The following is a 16,297-nucleotide window of genomic DNA, read 5'->3' as shown; positions in this document are numbered from 1 at the left end:
CCCGAGTCGCCCAACGCGGTGTCGTTGCAGGCCAAGGAGCTGGTCTGGGTGCAGATCCACGATGCCAACGGCATGGTGGTCAAGGATATGGTGTTGCAGCCCGGTTTTCTGTTCCGGGTGCCGGAGGGTGGGAACTTCGTGGCCACGCTCGGCAACGCCGCCTCGGTGAAGGTCCGGGTGGGCAGTCAGGAGGTGCCGATGGTGGGGGCGCCGGGTGAGATGGTCGAAGGGTTGAAGCTCAACGCCGAGACGCTGCGCAAGCGGGCGGGTGGACGATGAGTCGGGCGCCGGCTTTGACCCGTCCGCGTCGCGCGACGCGCCGGATCCAGGTGGGGGGTGTCGCGGTCGGCGGGGGTGCGGAGATCTCCGTGCAGTCCATGACCAACACCGACACCCGCGACGTGGCCGCCACTCTGGGGCAGATCCGCGCCCTGGCCGAGGCGGGCGCGGATATCGTGCGGGTGTCGTGTCCGGACGAGGAGGCGGCACGCGCCATGGGGCCGTTGCGCGCCGGATCGCCGGTGCCGCTGATCGCCGACATCCATTTCGACCACCGACTGGCCCTGATCGCCCTTGAGAACGGAGTGGACGGGCTGCGGCTCAATCCCGGCAACATCGGCTCGTCCGCCAGGGTGTCCGAGGTGGCCCGTGCCGCCGCCGAACGGCGCGTGCCGATCCGCATCGGCGTGAATGCCGGCTCCCTGGAACGCGATCTGCTGCTCAAATACGGCGAACCGTGCGCCGAGGCGATGGTGGAATCGGCCTTGGGGCATGTGCGCATGCTTGAGGATCTCGACTACCGCGAGATCAAGGTGAGTCTCAAGGCGAGCAGCGTGGCGATGACCGTGGATGCTTACCGGCGGCTGGCCGAGGTGGTCGATTATCCTCTGCACCTGGGCATCACCGAAGCCGGCGGACTGCTGCCGGGATCGGTCAAGTCGGCGGTGGGGTTGGGGCTGTTGCTGGCCGAGGGGATCGGCGACACCTTGCGGATCTCGTTGTCGGCGGATCCGGTCCATGAGGTGAAGGTGGGCTTCGAGCTGCTCAAGGCCCTGGGGTTGCGCAGTCGCGGCGTGACGATCATCGCCTGTCCCACCTGTTCGCGTCAGGAGTTGCCGGTGATCGATCTGACCGCGCGTCTGGAGGAGCGCCTGGCCCACATCCGCGAGAACATCACCGTCTCGATCATCGGTTGCGTGGTCAACGGACCGGGCGAGGCCAAGGAGAGTCACATCGGCATCGTGGGGGGCGGTGGGGAGAATCTGTTGTATCGCGCCGGCAAGGCGGTCGGCAAGGTGGCCGACGGGAACGTGGTCGAGCGGGTGGTGGAAGAGGTCGAGCGGTTGGCCGGGGGGATGCGATCCACGGCGCGTTGAGTGGCATGCGCGGATGGCCTGGCATGCGAGGTTATCGGACAGGGAGTTGGAGATGATTCAGACCGTGCGCGGCGTGCGCGACATTCCACCCGAGGAGAGCGGGCGCTGGAGCTTTCTCGAGGAGCGCGCGCGGCGGATCTTCGCGCAATACGGCTATCGGGAGCTGAGAACCCCGCTGTTCGAGCGGGTGGAACTCTTCTCGCGCGCCGTGGGCGAGGCCACCGACATCGTGGAAAAGGAGATGTACGTTTTCGAGGATCGCGGCGGCGAGCGTTTGTGCCTGCGTCCCGAAGGGACCGCCTCGGCGGTCCGGTCGTTCATCGAGACCAGCCGGCACCGCTCCCTGCCGTGGCGGGTCTTCTACATGGGACCGATGTTCCGCTACGAGCGTCCGCAAAAGGGACGCTACCGGCAGTTCCATCAGATCGGCTGTGAACTGTTCGGTCCCGAGGGGCCGCTGGCCGACGCGGAGATGATGGCGCTGGTGCTGCGTCTGTTGCGCGCGATCGGCATCGGCGCGGCGGTGACCCTGGAGATCAACTCCCTGGGCTGTCCCGTCTGTCGGGCGCCCTATCGGGAGAAGCTGGTCAACCATCTGGAGTCGGTCAGGTCCAGACTGTGCGGCAACTGTCAGAACCGTTTGGAGCGCAATCCTCTGCGGGTTCTCGACTGCAAGGAGGAGGATCCGGCCCTGCTGGCCGGCGTGCCGCACATGCGCGATCATCTGTGCGCGGGGTGCGAGAGCCATTTTCAGGGGTTGCTCACCCATCTGGACCGTCTGGCGCTCCCCTACCGGTTGAATCCGTTGATGGTGCGCGGTCTGGACTATTACCATCGGACCGCCTTTGAGGCGGTTGCCGGGGGGTTGGGCGCCCAGAATGCCGTGGCCGCCGGCGGACGCTACGACGGGTTGGTGGCGGAGATGGGCGGGGTGTCCACCCCGGCGATCGGCTTTGCCATGGGCATGGAACGGCTGTTGATGCTGATGGATGAATCCTTGGGAGCGCCCGAGGTGGCGGATCTCTATCTGGTGGCGGTCGGGGATGGGGTGGTGGAGGCCGAGGCGGTACGGATCGCCGAGGGGTTGCGGGAGAAGGGAATCGCGGTGGAGATGCACCTGGGCGGTGGCGGCATGAAGAGCCAGATGAAACATGCCGGGCGGTCGCGGGCGCCGTTGGCGGTGATCATCGGTCAGGACGAGCTGACGGAGGGTGTGGCGACCGTGAAGGCGATGGAGAGCGGCAGTCAGGAGCGGGTGGCCCGGGGTGAACTGGACGGGCGGATCCTGGCGCTGTTGGGCAGGTCAATCGGATAAGGACACGCTTCGAGCGGACAGGGGAATGAACCGTGGCGCAGATTGAGATTCAGGGCATTTTTGAAGAGGTTGACGAACAGCTGGAGGTGGAAAACGCCGCCCGCATGTGGATGAAATACAAGGTATGGATCTTCGGCGGTCTGATCCTGCTGTTCGTCGGGCTGTTTGCCTATGTGGGCTGGACCGAATACCAGAAGAAACGCGACCAGGAGGTGGCGCAACGCTACCTGACCGCCCTGGATGGTTTGAGCGACGCCGACGAGACGGCGGGACGCAAGGGGTTGGCCGAGGTGGCGGCCACCTACGGGGATCATGGTTATGCGTTGCTGGCGCGGTTTGCCGAGGCGCGTATCCTGGCGCGGGAGGGCAAGACCGAGGAGGCGGCCTTGATGCTCGAGGAGGTGGCGGCCATGGCCAAGCCACCCTTGAAGAATCTGGCCATCATGCAGGCTGCGTTCGTGATCTCCGATGATCCGAAGCGGGCGTTGCGGCGGCTGGAGAACATTCCCCGCGATTCGGTGTTCAAGCCGCATGCCCTGGAGCTGGCCGGCGTGCTGACCGCCGGGCAGGGGGACGCCCCGGGCGCCCTGGCCCTGTACAAGGACGCGCTCTCCCTGAAGCCGGAAGGGAGTCTGCGCAAGCGGTTGGAGCGGCGCATTCAGCGCATGGGCGGTTGAGCAACGGTGGACGGGGAGGTTGAGGCATGAACAAGCGTGGTCTGGCATGTTGGGTCTCCCTGACCCTGATGGCGTCGCTCCTTCCCGGATGCTCGACGCCGACCTGGCTGGGCGGCAAGGTGGACGAAATGGAGAGCCATCAGTTTCGGGCTCCGGATCCGGGCAAGGGCACCGGTTTGCGCCTGGTCTGGAAACGGGGGGTGGCCAGCTCTCCGGACAAGCACTTCGTTCATCCCGGCAGAGTGGCCAAGGATGAGGATTCGATCTACGTCGGGACCTATCAGGGGCGCGTGGCGCGGGTGAAACGGGCCACGGGCGATATCGTTTGGGAGTACTCGCTCGGCTCGGCGGTGATGGGTGGCGTGGCCGTGGACGGGGAGCGGGTCTATGCCGGCACCGAACAGGGGACGGTGGTCGCCCTGTCGCGCAACACCGGCGTGGAGGTGTGGCGAACGCGCATGAACACCGCGGTCGATTCGGCTCCGCTGGTCGTGGATGGCAAGGTGATCCTGCTGACCCTCGACAACCGCTCCCATGCCCTGGATGCCACCACCGGTCAGCCGGTTTGGAGCCATTCCACCCTGGCCGAGGGGCTGGTGGTGATGGGCTCCTCCACCCCCACGTTCGCGGACGGTCTGGTGTTCGTCGGCTACTCCTCGGGCGAGGTGTTCGCCTTGCGCTCCGACAACGGTCAGAAAGCGTGGTCCGACAACCTGCGCGTGCTGGGCGGCAGCAGTGAGCTGGATCTGATGCAGGATGTGGATGCCTCGGTGGTCTTCTCCGAGGTGCAGGGACCGCGATTGGGCGCACGCAAGGCCTACATGGTCAACCATCAGGGGCGGTTGATCGCCTGTCAGGCGGGCACGGGCAACCGGATCTGGGAAAAGCGGCTCTCCGCCGTGCGTCAGCCTCTCTGGTCGATGGATCGCCTGTTCGTCGTCGATCTGGAGGGGTATGTCTCGGCCATCGGCGCGGATGACGGCATCGAGCTGTGGCGGGTGCGCCTGAGCGATGGGCAGTTGACCTCTCCGGTGCTCCACAAGGATCGGCTGGTGGTGGCCGACGATCAGGAACGGTTGTACACCCTCGATCCGGCCAGCGGACGGGTGCTGGGTCGCGAGTCGCTGCCGGGAGCGGTGTTGTCGTTGCCGGTGGTGGCCGCGGATGGGGTTTATTTTTGGACGAACAGGGGTGATCTGCTGCGTTATGAATAAGGACGGGGCCACGGAGTCCGTGGAGGAGAGGCGGGGTTCCGGACCGCTGTTGGCGTTGGTGGGGCGTCCGAATGTCGGCAAGTCCTCGCTGTTCAACCGGATGACCCGCAGCCGGGCGGCTCTGGTGGACGATACGCCGGGTCTGACCCGTGACCGCAAGTACGGTCACGCGGTGTGGGATGGCAAGCCGTTCCGGGTGGTGGATACCGGCGGTTTCGAGTTCGACGAACGCGAGCCGTTGATGGAGCGCATGCGCCATCAGGTGGAGCTGGCGATCCAGGAGGCGGATGTCCTGCTGCTGGTGCTGGATGCGCGGGTCGGTCCGTTGCCGGATGACCAGGAGCTGGCGCGGCGTCTGCGGCGTGGCGGCAAGCCGGTGGTGTGCGTGGTCAACAAGGCCGAGGGGTTGGTGGGTGCCGAGGGGGTGGGGGAGTTTCACCGCCTGGGCCTGCAACCCGTCGTGGCGATCTCCGCGACCCACGGCACCGGGGTGGATGAGCTGTTGCGGCAGGCTCTGGGGCGTGGTCGGGCGGCGACGGATGACGAGTCGGACGCCCATCCTCCCAAGCGCGATGACGACGATGTGGCGCGGGTGGCCATCGTGGGCTGTCCGAACGCGGGCAAGAGCACGCTGGTCAACCGGTTGTTGGGCGAGGAGCGGTTTGTCACCTCCGAGATTCCCGGCACCACCCGTGACGCGGTGGATGTCGCGTTCGTGGACGGCAAGGGGCAGAAGTACATCCTGGTGGACACCGCCGGCATCCGGCGCAAGGCGCGGATTGCGTTGCGCATCGAGAAATATGCCGCGATCGCCGCCTTGAACGCCATGGAGAAGGCCAAAACCGCCGTATTGGTGTTGGATGCGATCCGGGGCATCAGCGAGCAGGATCAACGGGTGGCCGGTCATGCGTTGGAGGCCGGTTGCGGGTTGGTGTTCGCGGTGAACAAATGGGACACGGTGGGCAAGCGTGGACGGGATGCGGAGAACGCCTTTCGGCGTGAGCTGGGTTTGGCATTTCCGCGTTTTGATCATGCGCCGGTGGTGTTTTTGTCCGGGCGGACCGGGCAGGGGGTGGAGCGGTTGTTGCCGGCGGTGCGCAAGGTGTGGGAGGCGGGACGCAAGCGCATTTCGACCGGCATGTTGAATCGCTGGCTGGCCGAGGTGGTGGAGGCCAACCCGCCTCCGCGCGCCGCGGGCCGACCGGTGAAGCTGCGTTTCATGTCGCAGGTGAAGAGTTCGCCGCCGTTGATCCTCTTTTTCGTGAATCGTCCGGACGCCATCGAGGAGAGTTACCGGCGTTATCTGGAAAACCGGCTGCGGGAGCGGTTCGCGTTTCAGGGCGTGCCGATCCGGTTGGATTTTCGCGGTGGGGAGAATCCCTATGTGACCACGGGGAAGAAACCCTCTTGATCGGATGGCGCGAAGGATGAGGCCTCGGATAGGTAGGGGGCTTGAATCGTTGCCTTTCGTCTTTGTCTGTCGCGCCCCTTTCAAGGAATCAGGCGATTTTGTCGCTTTGGCGAGACAATGCGGGCGTGCGGTTGTCGTGCCGGTGGTCGTTGTCGGTTTCGGGCCATGACCACCGGCGCGTTCGCGGATCATCAAACCGGACCATCCTGAGTTTCCCTATCCGTCAGCGAGGAGCCATGCAACCGACCCTTTTGACCGTGTTTCTGCTCATCCTCTCGAACGTCTTCATGACCTTCGCCTGGTATGGTCACTTGAAGCATCTCGGGGATCGGAGCTGGTATGTCGCCGCGCTGGTGAGTTGGGGGATCGCCCTGTTCGAATATCTGCTCCAGGTGCCGGCCAACCGCATCGGCTATACGGTGCTCTCGGTGTCGCAGTTGAAGATCATGCAGGAGGTGATCACCCTGCTGGTTTTCATGCCGTTCGCGGTTTTCTACATGGGGCAGCCTCTGAAGCTCGATTATCTTTGGGCCGGATTGTGCCTGGTGGGCGCGGTGTATTTCATCTTCCGGTCGTGAAGAGGTCTCATCCGACCTGGGTCACGGTGCTTGTTCCGCCGTCGGCCAGGATCGCCTCGACCCTCTGGCGCCACAACCGACCGAACTCGGCGCGCAGCTCGGGCATGGCCCGGTTGCTCAACACCAGCGGCATGATCTCCCCCATGCGCGGGTCGGGCGGGATGGCGGCGGGGGAGTAGACCAGGGCCACCTTGCGTCCGGTGGAGATGGCCTCGAACACGAACGGGGCCGCACTGCCCATCCCTTCCTGGAAACGCATCAGGTTCATGCGGTTGTGTTGCCCGGCCAGCCCCTTGAAGCCGTTCAGCCCCGCAGCGCCGCTCACCAGGGTGAAGATCTGGGTGATCGGGCCGGTGACCCCCTCCTCGATGCGGTTGGGCACGGTGATCAGAACATCCCCGCGTATCGGCATGGTCCCCGGGTACAACAGTTCCATGGCGCGCCGGATCATCAGAAAGGCGCCGGCCACGGTCGGGCAGGCGTGTCCGGCCAGCTTCACCGCGTCGTTGAAGGTGTAGACGAACGGCTCCTCGCCGGCGCCCAACAGCTCGGCCAGGGGATCGCGCAGGGTGATGTTCGGGGTGTCGGAATAGTGCATGGGAATCGTATCTCCTGGGTGCTGCGAGAGAGGGGCTGGAATGGATGGGGGTGCGCCAGGATCGTTGAAAAGCGCACGAACAGTTGAACCTGGATCCGGCAGTTGCGAACGTTCGCTTGAGACAACCTCTTGATCCACCTGGCGAATCGTAAGAAAGCCTCATGACCGGTCAGGTAACTTCGGTGAAGCCTGCAAAAGTCGCGCGCGGCGCATTTTTCGCAAAAGAGGCGATAAAGCGCTTCTTGTGAAGAGCGCGCCACAATCAACGTCAAGGTCAAAATCCTGGGCGAGGAATCTCCCGGACGTTCTCTTTTTTTTAACGGCCAAGACGACACGGAGCGGTCATCGCGGATCCAGGAACCCTACGCCCCCGGCATGGCGTCGGGCAGGCCGAGGATCCCTTCGATCAACTCCCGCACGATGCCAAAACCGCCCGGCGTCTTCAAGACCCGCCAGGCCGCCTTGCGCACCACCGCCTGGGCATCGGCCACCGCCACCGGGAAGCCGGCGATCTTCATGGCCGGCAGGTCGTTGATGTCGTTGCCCACGAAGATGATCCGCTCCGGTTTGAAGCCGTGTTCGCGACAGAGCGACTCCAGTGCCGCCCCCTTGTCGCGCACCGCCTGGAATACCGGGAGTTTGAGTTTTCTGGCCCGGGCCGACACCACCGGATTGGTCTCCGTGGACATGATGAAGGCGGGAATGCCCGCCGCGCGCAGGATGTCGAATCCCATGCCGTCGCCGCGACTGCACAGCACCGACTCGATGCCATCCTGATTCACCAACACCCGGTTGTCGGTGAGCACGCCATCGAAGTCGAACACGATGGCATCCATCCAGGCCAAAGGCGAGCCGCGCACCGGTTCGGGAGCGATCCGTTCGCAACGCCACTCCTGGGAGGGGCGGCAGTTGAGCAGGGTGTCGATCTCCTGACTCTCCTTTTCGTCCATCAGGAACAGGGTCACCTTGCTGCCCACCAGACTCTTGTTTTCGCGCAACAGTTCGCCGCGGGCGATGGTGATCGAGCCGTTTTCGCGGAAACTCCGTTCCGCCTCGCCCATCTCCTGGATGCGGGTGCGCAGGCGCAGGTCGAAGCCGGGACGGGGGTTGCGCGGATTGGTCCAGAAGAGTTGCGGTTGGGCGCAGACGCTGACCAGCGAATCGGCCCCCTCGGCCTGGAACTGCCACACTGCGGCGGTCACCCGTCCGGGGGAGCGCAACGGCGTGGTGGGGCTGAGGATCATGATCGCGTCGGGTTTGAAGAACTCCCGTTTGGCGAACTCCTCCATGAGGGGGGCGAGGGCGGCTTCCAGGGAGACCCCCTCCCTGGCGAGGGTGGCGGGGATCAGGATCGGCACCTCGGCACCGGCCAGACGGGCGCTCTGGGCGATCTCCTCCTGATCGGTGAGCACCACGGTGCGGGTGACCGCCGGACAGTTCAGGGCGTGTTCGATGGTCCAGGCGAGCAGGGGTCGTCCACCCAGGTCCTGAAGAAACCGGTTGGTGGATCCCTTGGCGCCACAGCGGGCCGGGATGATGGCGAGGAGTTTCATGGGCAGGCCCGGCAGTGGTTCACCTCCACGGTGACGTGATCCAGCCCCTCGATGCCGCGCAACAGGGTTTTGTAGTGGTCCGCGCCTTCGGGATGGTGGGTGATGAGGGATATGATGCAGGCGTGACTGCTCGGACTGACCCGCCACAGATGGAGATCGGCGATTTCGATGTCGGCGTCGTGGTCGAAAAAGCGGTCGCGGATCGCATCGCGCAACGGGAAATTATCCTCGGCGTCGAGCAGGGTCTTGGCGCTGTCGCGGATCAAACCATACGCCCAGACCGCGATCACCAGGGAGCCGAGGATTCCCATCAGGGGATCCATCCACACCCACCCCAGGGTCATGCCGCACAACAGGGCGACGATGGCGGTCACCGAGGTCAAGGCATCGGCGATGACGTGCAGATAGGCGCCGCGCAGGTTATGATCCTGATGTCCGCCGGCCTGGGTCGGGTGATGGTCGTGATCGTGATGGTCGGCGTGGTCATCGTGGTCGTGATGGTCATCGTGGTCGTGATGGTCATCGTGGACGGCATGCCGGGCGTGGTGTCCGTGGTCGTGATGGTCCGGATGCGCGTGATCGTGGCCGTGGTGGTGGGCGCCGCCGAGCAGCCAGGCGCTGACCAGATTCACCACCAGTCCCGCCACCGCCACGAACAGGGCGGTGGAGAACTCCACCGGGGTCGGGGTGATCAACCGTTGCAGCGACTCCGCCGCCATCAACAGGGCGATGAGGCTCAAGGCCACGGCGCTGGCGAAGCCGCCCAACGGACCGGTCTTGCCGGAGCCGAAGGTGAAGCGGGGATTGTTGGCATTGCGGCGCGCGAAGGCGTAGGCGAAGGCGGCCAGGCCCAGGGCTGCGGCATGGGTGCCCATGTGCCAGCCGTCGGCGGTGAGGGCCATGGAGCCGGTGGCGTAGCCGGCCAGCAGCTCGATGATCATGGTGACCAGGGTGAGAGCGACCACCCAGTGGGTGCGACGTTCGGCCTCGAGTTTTTCGTTCAGACCAAAGCTGTGTTCGTGGCGCCAGGTTGAGGTGTCGTGGCCGAGGGGGCGGGCAGCGTGAGCGATCATTGGGGCAGTTTCTCCAGGAGTGAGGCGAGGAGTTGGCCATCGGGCCAGAAGAGTTCGTGTCCGGCGCCGGCGATCCGGGAGGTGGCCTTGCCGCGCAGGACCGGGACGTTGTTGAGATCCTGGCTGATGCCGGGAACCAGGAAATCCCCCATGGCGAACGGTCCGCCGCGCACGATGGAGATGTAGCGGATCTCCGGGTGGGGCTGGTGGTTCAACCAGAACAGGAGCGATCCCGGATGCTGGCGCACGATGTCCAGATAGAGCCCGCGGGAGACCCGCAAGGTCCGGTAGTCGCCATCGTCGAAGAAGTCGCGCAGGATTTCGATGGGCCAGGGATCATCCGTGGCGTTCAGGGCCTGTTCGGCGCGCGGGGTGCCCAGATGGGGCGAGGCGATGGTGATGAGCGCCTTGGGATTGGGGACTTCGCCGCGCACCAGGGAGAGGCGCAGCACCACGCCACCCGCCGAATGGCCGACCAGGATGAGGGGTTCGTTCGGGTGGCGCTGGGCCAGAAGACGCCACATGGGGGTCAGGTGATCGGCCTGGAGTCCCAGGGGGGCGATGGAGGGGAGTTCCACCAGATAGATTTTTTTCTCGGCTTGCCGCCCGGTGCCGGAAATTTCCGTCACGCCGCCCGGTCCCAGGGAGAGAATGCCGGCCCGCTCCCACCCCTTTTGGACAAGCATCGGCACCACGCCGCTCCGTTCCCAGGAGGCGGCGGAACCGAGATAGCCGTGGGCCAGGATCAGCACATCGCTTCGGGCCGTGGAGGCGATGAACAGGGTGGTGACGAGTAGCGCGAACGCCGCGAGGAGGGATTTCATGGTCGTGGCTCCTGGAGGATGTCGTGATTTGCGCGACAAGTTGGCGTGTCTTGTCAGACCGATTATGGTCCTATCGCGCGGCGAATTCAAGCAGTTGCTAATAATGATGAATTGCCATTGCGTTTTTTAGGAATGGGTGAAAAAATCTTGCAATCCTTGATCTGGCATTTGTTATAGGGAGCATGGCCATGGACATGAATCGGGATCTGAAGAACGCCGGGCTCAAGGCCACCGCGCCGCGCATGAAAGTGCTGCGTCTGTTCGTTTCCGACGCGGGTCAACACATGAGCGCCGAGGACGTATACCGAAAGCTGATGTCGGATGGCGAGGAGATCGGTCTGGCGACCATCTACCGGGTTCTGACCCAGTTCGAACACGCCGGATTGCTGATGCGCAGCCATTTCGAGTCCGGCAAGGCGATCTATGAGTTCAACCAGGGGGAGCACCACGACCATTTGGTCTGCATGCAGTGTGGCCGGGTGGAGGAGTTCGTGGACGCCACCATCGAGAAACGCCAGAAGGAGATCGCCGAGGCGCGCGGTTTCGCGGTGCAAGACCATTCGTTGTCGCTGTATGTGAACTGTCAGAACGCGGTCTGTCCCCACCGCCCCCATTGATGGGGGTTGGCAACCGCATCGGCTTGGGATTCGGGTTCATGACCCCCGGATCCCCGTGACCCCGGCCTCAAGGGGGCGTCTCACCCTCCGTTTTCGCCCTCCCCATTCGTTTCCCCCTCTTCCAGATCGCCCTCGAGCGGCAGTTTCAACGCCAGATTGACCGCCTGATAGACCTGCGCCCGCCGGATCGGCTTGGGCAGGATCAACACCCCCGGCAACTCCTCGGCCACCCGCCGCTCATCCCCGCCGAACAACAACACCGGTGTGTCATCTGTACAGGTTCTGCAGGGGTGGAGTTTTTTACCGTGGAACGCCCGTCAGGGAGGTCCACGGTACGGGGGGTGAGGGGGTTCTCCCCCCATCATGCAAATTACCGTGGAACGCCCGTCAGGGAGGTCCACGGTCGGGGGAGGGGTGCAAGGTGATTTCGAGCGGAGTTGATGCCCCTCCGGAACGCCGTTTTGTTGGCATGGTCAACATGATCTGTTATGATTTAACTCGATGTGATGTTATGGAGCCTCTTGGCGGATATTTTGTGCTGAAGAGGTTTTTCTGCTTGAATTGCTTAACCTGACAGGTTAATTTTTATGATAATATCTTATCGTTCCGAGAAACTAGGAAAGACTTTTAATGAACTGAATTTGCTAAGAAAATCGTACGGTGAACGCCAAGCCAAAAAAATCACCATGCGGCTTGCCTCACTCTGCAGTGCGGTCAATTTGAGGGAATTCTGGCCGCCTGAAAGGCTTCCGGAACGATGTCATGAATTGAAAGGTGACCGAAAAGGGGAGTTCTCCATGGACTTGGACCACCCCTTCCGTTTGATTTTTCAACCATCCCACAGACCCATACCACAATTACCGGAAGGTGGGACCGATTGGTCTCAAATCACCGCGATCACGATTCTTCGTGTGGAGGATACCCATGGCTAGGTTGATCGCCAATCAATTTGTCCCAGATTACGCCGTCCACCCGGGGGAGATCTTGGCGGAATATCTGGATAGCCTGGCCATGAGTCAAGCCGAACTGGCCAGCCGTACCGGCCTGACCCCGAAACATATCAACGAGATCATCAAGGGCAAATCGCCGATCACGCACGAAACGGCGTTGATGCTTGAGCGCGTGCTCAATCGCTCCATCCAGTATTGGATCAACCTGCAGAACCTGTACGATGAAACCATGATTCGCCTGGCGGATCGGAAAAGGCTGGAAGCAGACATCGAATGGTTGAATCGATTCCCAATCAAAAAAATGGTTGACCGCAGATGGATTGAATCTCGTCGAGATGCGGCGGATCAAGTAGCGGAACTGCTTGGATTTTTTGGAGTGGCATCCCGCGAGCAGTGGAAGCCCTTCCGTGAGGATTCGTTGGCCGTGGCGTTCAGGCAGTCTCAGAAAAGCAGCATCAATGTCGAGGCCGTCTCTGTTTGGTTGCGTCAAGGAGAACGCCAGGCACAAAAGATCCACTGTGCGCCGTATGACAAGGATGGCTTCAGGCGCGTGTTGGAGGAGGCACGCCTTCTAACCAGGGAAGCTCCCCAAATATTTCAACGACGTCTCGTCAAGATATGCGCCGATGTTGGTGTCGCGGTGGCATTTGTCCCAGAACTCCCTCAGACGGGTCTGTCCGGTGCAACCAAGTGGTTGGGTTCAGACAAAGCATTGATTCAGCTTAGTTTGCGCTACAAACATGACGACCAGTTCTGGTTTACCTTTTTTCATGAGGCCGGTCACATCCTGTTGCACGGGAAAAAGGATATATTCCTTGAATGGGGTGAGGAAGACAGTCAAGACAAGGAGGAGGAAGCGAACCGGTTTGCTGCCGACATACTGATCCCGTCCGATTTATGGCGTTCGTTCGTACAACGTGCTGCTCTCACGATTGCATCCGTCGAATCTTTTGCCGAGGAATCAGGTGTTGCTCCAGGAATCGTCGTGGGACGGTTGCAATATGAAAAACATGTGGGGTTTTCATGGGGGTATCGTCTCAAAAGGCGGTTTGTCTGGAAATCATCTGAGAAGACAGAAGAATAACATCTGATTTCGTGAACCAAATCACAACCATTTTGAAGAACGTGGTTCTTGAAGGCTTTTTTGCAAGATACGAGCGTCGTTTCCAAACATCGGAAACGACGCTCGCGAAGGCTGCGCGCGGTGCAGTTTTCGCAAAAAGCGCGAAAACTGCTTCTTTGAGAAGAGCGCGCCAAAGTCAGAAGCAGAATCACGATCAAAACCCTGGGAGAGGAAGTTCCAGACGCGCTCTTTTTTAACAGTAAAAGAGACACATTTCAGGCTGGATGCGGTTTGAATTCCGCTGGAACGTCATCAATCGCCCCCCTCACCCGTCGTTGCCGTTCTCCCCGTTTATATCCCCCTCTTCCAGATCGCCCTCGAGCGGCAGTTTCAACGCCAGATTGACCGCCTGATAGACCTGCGCCCGCCGGATCGGCTTGGGCAGGATCAACACCCCCGGCAACTCCTCGGCCACCCGCCGCTCATCCCCGCCGAACAACAACACCGGTGTGTCGGCCATGCCCGGCAATCCCCGCAACCGTCGGGCCTCCTCCACCCCTCCCGAGGGGGAGAGGGAGCAGTCCAGACAGACCAGATCGAATGCCGATCGACCGCTTTCGTCTACCATCGCGTCCACGGTCTGACACTGGCTGGCCTCGACCACCTCCAGGCCGCGGGCGATGAGGAGTTTTTTCAAGATCAAACGGTTGACCGGATGCTTGCCGGCCACCAGCGCCTTGCTTCCGGCCAGGGTTCCGGGGGGCGCCACCCCAGGCGCATCCACCACCACCGGTTGATCGCGCGCCTCGACGAGATCCTGCTCCGGAATCTCCAGAGGCAGGGTGATCACGAAGGTGCTCCCCTCTTCGACGCGGCTGGCCAGCCGGATCGAACCGCCCATCAACTCGATGATCCGCTTGGTGATCGCCAGTCCGAGTCCCGATCCGCCGTAGGGGCGAGACAGAGAGGAGTCTACCTGGATGAAGGGGTCGAAGATGGTGGCGTGCAGCTCCTCGGGGATGCCGATGCCGGTATCGGCGATGGTGATGATCACCGTGCCGGGAGGCGCCGGAGGTGGGGCCATCTCCACGCTCATCTCGACGCTGCCCTGGGGGGTGAACTTGATGGCATTGCCCAACAGATGCAGCAACGCCTGCCGCAGCCGCACCGCGTCGCCGCGCAGACGCGCCGGCAGATCGGACTGGATCCGGCAGGAAAATGCCAACCCCTTGGTGCGCGCCTCGGTGGTCACCATGGCCGCAGCCCCCTCCACCAGACCGCGCAATTCGAACAGCTGCTTTTCCAGATTGAACTGCTTGGTGTCCACCCGCGAGATGTCCAGCAGGTCGTCGATCATCAGGGTGAGCCGGTCCGCGGCGGACAACACCTCTTTGATGTATTTGCGCTGGGTTTTGTTCAGCTCGCCGTTGTTCTTTTCGGTCACCAGGTTGGCGCAGCCGATGATGGTGTTGAGCGGGGTGCGCAATTCGTGGCTGATGTTGGCCATGAAGTCGTTCTTGACCTGAATGGCCGCCTCGGCGGCGGCGCGCGCCTGTTCGAGGGCCTTCTCCATCTCGATGCGCAGCGACACATCCTCCTTGATCGCGATGTAATGGATGGTGCCTGCCTCCCGATCCTGGATGGTCGAGATGGCGTTCAACTCCCAATAGGTGGAGCCGTCCTTGCGCCGGTTGTGCAGCTCGCCGCGCCACACCTGACCCGAGGCGATGGTCTCCCAGAGGTTTTTGTAGGTCGAGGCCGGGGTCTTGCCGGATTTGAGAAACCCCGGATCCCGTCCGATGCTCTCCTCGGCGGCATAACCGGTCAGGGTGGTGAATTGGGGATTGACGTACTCGATGAGCCCTTGCGGATTGGTGATCATCACCGCCGCCGGACTCTGCTCCACCGCCCTGGAGAGCTTGCGGATGGCGCTTTCGATCCGTTTGCGCTCCTCCAGTTCGCTTTTCAGACTGTCGCGGGCATCGATGATGGCGTCGGCCAGCTGGCGGAAACGGCTGCGCAGGGTCTGGAGTTCGTCCTGTTGGCCAGGGGTGGCGCTCGAGACCGAGGCGAGCACGGTGCGGGAGAAGTCCACGATGTCACGGGTGATCTGTTCGATGTGACGGGTGATCCAGAGCATGATCAACAGGCAGGCGATGATCAGCGCGCCGGCGGTGATGAACCGTTGATGGCGTTCCGTGGCCAGGATCGATTTCAACAGGGATTCCAACGTCTCCGTCGATTCCAGGGTCACCAGTTGCAGCAGCAGATCCGAGGAGCCGAAATCGAAGAACGAATATCCGGAGACCATGAACCGTCCCGAGGTGTCGGAGAGGGGAATGCCCGAGGGGAGGATTTCCGGCTGGTTGGAGGCGATGATGGTCTGTTTGTCCCCCTCGATCAGCGCCACCAGACCGGTATAGCGTCCCACCGGTCCCTGGAAGCGCGACAGAAACTCGTCGTTGAGGGGGGCGGCCAGCATGAGGGTGGCCTTGGGGTCGCCGGAGCGGTCGAGCACCGTCTCGGAGGTGATCAGATAGGGAGCGCCGGCGATGGCGGTCAGAAAGGTCTGGTTGTGGCTCAGCTCCATGAGCAGAGGCGTGGGTTCGAGGAGTTCGCGGGGCGGCGGGGAGGTCTGTCCCTGGTGGATCTCGCGCACCCGTCCATCCTGATCGAGCAGCAAAAGCAGAGGCAGGGGGGTGAAACCGCGCAACACCGAGGCACGCGGCAGCCAGGGCGGCGGACGTTCGCGGTGGATCACCTGGGCACTTGCGGCATCCATGTTCGGCCAGTCGTCGATGTAGTCGAGAAAGTTTTTCTGGGAGGCCAGAAGGCGCACCGACTGGTGATAGGCGCGGATGTGGTTGTCGAAGAGAATGCGGTTGGCGGCGGCTTTTTCGCCGAGCACCGCCGAGAGACGCGAATGGAAGATGGTTCGCAGGTGGTCGGTCTGCACCAGGTCCAGGAGGCTCCAGGTCGCGGTGGCCACCAGCATGGTGGCCAACAGGGCCTTCCAGGTCAGGGAGAGTCGTTTGAGCATCGCCGACA

The 16,297-nt window shown here is 62.7% G+C and carries 15 protein-coding genes; 9 read left to right on the top strand and 6 right to left on the bottom strand.

The features are described from left to right. The 7 genes from ACOY6C_RS13970 to ACOY6C_RS13940 all read left to right on the top strand — a co-directional run. The coding region (locus ACOY6C_RS13970) for a DUF4115 domain-containing protein (protein WP_420906080.1) at positions 1 to 279 on the top strand (279 nt) is incomplete at its 5' end. Next, positions 276 to 1,376 (top strand): flavodoxin-dependent (E)-4-hydroxy-3-methylbut-2-enyl-diphosphate synthase, encoded by a 1,101-nt coding sequence (ispG, locus tag ACOY6C_RS13965; protein WP_420906079.1) that lies wholly within the window; start codon positions 276 to 278, stop codon positions 1,374 to 1,376. The genes ACOY6C_RS13970 and ispG, both read left to right, overlap by 4 nt. Positions 1,377 to 1,428: 52 nt before the next feature. Next, positions 1,429 to 2,691, top strand: a complete 1,263-nt coding sequence (gene hisS, locus ACOY6C_RS13960; RefSeq protein ID WP_420906078.1) for a histidine--tRNA ligase — start codon at positions 1,429 to 1,431, stop codon at positions 2,689 to 2,691. A 32-nt stretch (positions 2,692 to 2,723) separates the two neighbouring features. Then, positions 2,724 to 3,368 carry a tetratricopeptide repeat protein gene (locus ACOY6C_RS13955; protein ID WP_420906077.1) on the top strand — a complete coding sequence of 215 codons (645 nt, stop codon included), beginning with the start codon at positions 2,724 to 2,726 and terminating at the stop codon, positions 3,366 to 3,368. A 26-nt stretch (positions 3,369 to 3,394) separates the two neighbouring features. Then, positions 3,395 to 4,582 carry an outer membrane protein assembly factor BamB family protein gene (locus ACOY6C_RS13950; protein WP_420906076.1) on the top strand — a complete coding sequence of 396 codons (1,188 nt, stop codon included), beginning with the start codon at positions 3,395 to 3,397 and terminating at the stop codon, positions 4,580 to 4,582. Next, positions 4,575 to 5,993 carry a ribosome biogenesis GTPase Der gene (gene der, locus ACOY6C_RS13945; RefSeq protein WP_420906075.1) on the top strand — a complete coding sequence of 473 codons (1,419 nt, stop codon included), beginning with the start codon at positions 4,575 to 4,577 and terminating at the stop codon, positions 5,991 to 5,993. The genes ACOY6C_RS13950 and der overlap by 8 nt, the downstream gene beginning before the upstream one ends. A 236-nt stretch (positions 5,994 to 6,229) precedes the next feature. Next, positions 6,230 to 6,571: a DMT family protein gene (locus ACOY6C_RS13940; protein WP_420906074.1), complete on the top strand. Its 342-nt coding sequence runs from the start codon at positions 6,230 to 6,232 to the stop codon at positions 6,569 to 6,571. A 7-nt stretch (positions 6,572 to 6,578) separates the two neighbouring features. Here the strand turns inward: ACOY6C_RS13940 and ACOY6C_RS13935 are convergent, their stop codons facing one another. The 4 genes from ACOY6C_RS13935 to ACOY6C_RS13920 all read right to left on the bottom strand — a co-directional run bounded on the left by ACOY6C_RS13935 (position 6,579) and on the right by ACOY6C_RS13920 (position 10,619). Next, positions 6,579 to 7,169: a hypothetical protein gene (locus ACOY6C_RS13935; protein ID WP_420906073.1), complete on the bottom strand. Its 591-nt coding sequence runs from the start codon at positions 7,167 to 7,169 to the stop codon at positions 6,579 to 6,581. A 362-nt stretch (positions 7,170 to 7,531) separates the two neighbouring features. Then, positions 7,532 to 8,722, bottom strand: coding sequence for a cytidylyltransferase domain-containing protein (locus ACOY6C_RS13930; protein WP_420906072.1), 1,191 nt, complete (start codon positions 8,720 to 8,722; stop codon positions 7,532 to 7,534). Next, positions 8,719 to 9,795, bottom strand: a complete 1,077-nt coding sequence (locus tag ACOY6C_RS13925) for a cation diffusion facilitator family transporter (protein WP_420906071.1) — start codon at positions 9,793 to 9,795, stop codon at positions 8,719 to 8,721. The genes ACOY6C_RS13930 and ACOY6C_RS13925 overlap by 4 nt, the downstream gene beginning before the upstream one ends. Beyond that, positions 9,792 to 10,619, bottom strand: a complete 828-nt coding sequence (locus ACOY6C_RS13920) for an esterase/lipase family protein (RefSeq protein ID WP_420906070.1) — start codon at positions 10,617 to 10,619, stop codon at positions 9,792 to 9,794. Before ACOY6C_RS13920 ends, ACOY6C_RS13925 begins: the two co-directional genes overlap by 4 nt. Positions 10,620 to 10,807: 188 nt before the next feature. On the opposite strand from ACOY6C_RS13920, the gene fur reads away from it, so the two are divergent. Beyond that, the gene (gene fur / locus ACOY6C_RS13915; protein ID WP_420906069.1) at positions 10,808 to 11,236 is read left to right on the top strand and encodes a ferric iron uptake transcriptional regulator; all 429 of its coding nucleotides are present in this window, start codon (positions 10,808 to 10,810) and stop codon (positions 11,234 to 11,236) included. 80 nt (positions 11,237 to 11,316) lie between these two features. On the opposite strand, the gene ACOY6C_RS13910 is transcribed toward fur, so the two are convergent. Further along, the gene (locus ACOY6C_RS13910) at positions 11,317 to 11,496 is read right to left on the bottom strand and encodes a hypothetical protein (protein WP_420906068.1); all 180 of its coding nucleotides are present in this window, start codon (positions 11,494 to 11,496) and stop codon (positions 11,317 to 11,319) included. 664 nt (positions 11,497 to 12,160) lie between these two features. Here ACOY6C_RS13910 and ACOY6C_RS13905 point away from each other — a divergent pair. Further along, positions 12,161 to 13,270, top strand: a complete 1,110-nt coding sequence (locus tag ACOY6C_RS13905) for a HigA family addiction module antitoxin (RefSeq protein ID WP_420906067.1) — start codon at positions 12,161 to 12,163, stop codon at positions 13,268 to 13,270. Positions 13,271 to 13,574: 304 nt separating this feature from the next. Here the strand turns inward: ACOY6C_RS13905 and ACOY6C_RS13900 are convergent, their stop codons facing one another. Next, complete coding sequence (locus ACOY6C_RS13900; protein WP_420906127.1) at positions 13,575 to 16,289, bottom strand: hybrid sensor histidine kinase/response regulator; 2,715 nt, start codon at positions 16,287 to 16,289, stop codon at positions 13,575 to 13,577. Positions 16,290 to 16,297 lie beyond the last annotated feature (8 nt).

Source organism: Candidatus Magnetaquiglobus chichijimensis, from assembly GCF_045865675.1.
Classification (GTDB): Bacteria; Pseudomonadota; Magnetococcia; order Magnetococcales; family Magnetaquicoccaceae; genus Magnetaquiglobus; species Magnetaquiglobus chichijimensis.
This window is presented reverse-complemented; position numbering and strand designations above follow the sequence as displayed.

Coding starts and splice junctions, on each gene's coding strand:
- ispG (WP_420906079.1), top strand. CDS start 276: ATGAGTCGGGCGCCGGCTTTGACCCGTCCGCGTCGCGCGACGCGCCGG.
- hisS (WP_420906078.1), top strand. CDS start 1,429: ATGATTCAGACCGTGCGCGGCGTGCGCGACATTCCACCCGAGGAGAGC.
- ACOY6C_RS13950 (WP_420906076.1), top strand. CDS start 3,395: ATGAACAAGCGTGGTCTGGCATGTTGGGTCTCCCTGACCCTGATGGCG.
- der (WP_420906075.1), top strand. CDS start 4,575: ATGAATAAGGACGGGGCCACGGAGTCCGTGGAGGAGAGGCGGGGTTCC.
- ACOY6C_RS13940 (WP_420906074.1), top strand. CDS start 6,230: ATGCAACCGACCCTTTTGACCGTGTTTCTGCTCATCCTCTCGAACGTC.
- ACOY6C_RS13935 (WP_420906073.1), bottom strand. CDS start 7,169: ATGCACTATTCCGACACCCCGAACATCACCCTGCGCGATCCCCTGGCC.
- ACOY6C_RS13930 (WP_420906072.1), bottom strand. CDS start 8,722: ATGAAACTCCTCGCCATCATCCCGGCCCGCTGTGGCGCCAAGGGATCC.
- ACOY6C_RS13925 (WP_420906071.1), bottom strand. CDS start 9,795: ATGATCGCTCACGCTGCCCGCCCCCTCGGCCACGACACCTCAACCTGG.
- ACOY6C_RS13920 (WP_420906070.1), bottom strand. CDS start 10,619: ATGAAATCCCTCCTCGCGGCGTTCGCGCTACTCGTCACCACCCTGTTC.
- fur (WP_420906069.1), top strand. CDS start 10,808: ATGGACATGAATCGGGATCTGAAGAACGCCGGGCTCAAGGCCACCGCG.
- ACOY6C_RS13905 (WP_420906067.1), top strand. CDS start 12,161: ATGGCTAGGTTGATCGCCAATCAATTTGTCCCAGATTACGCCGTCCAC.
- ACOY6C_RS13900 (WP_420906127.1), bottom strand. CDS start 16,289: ATGCTCAAACGACTCTCCCTGACCTGGAAGGCCCTGTTGGCCACCATG.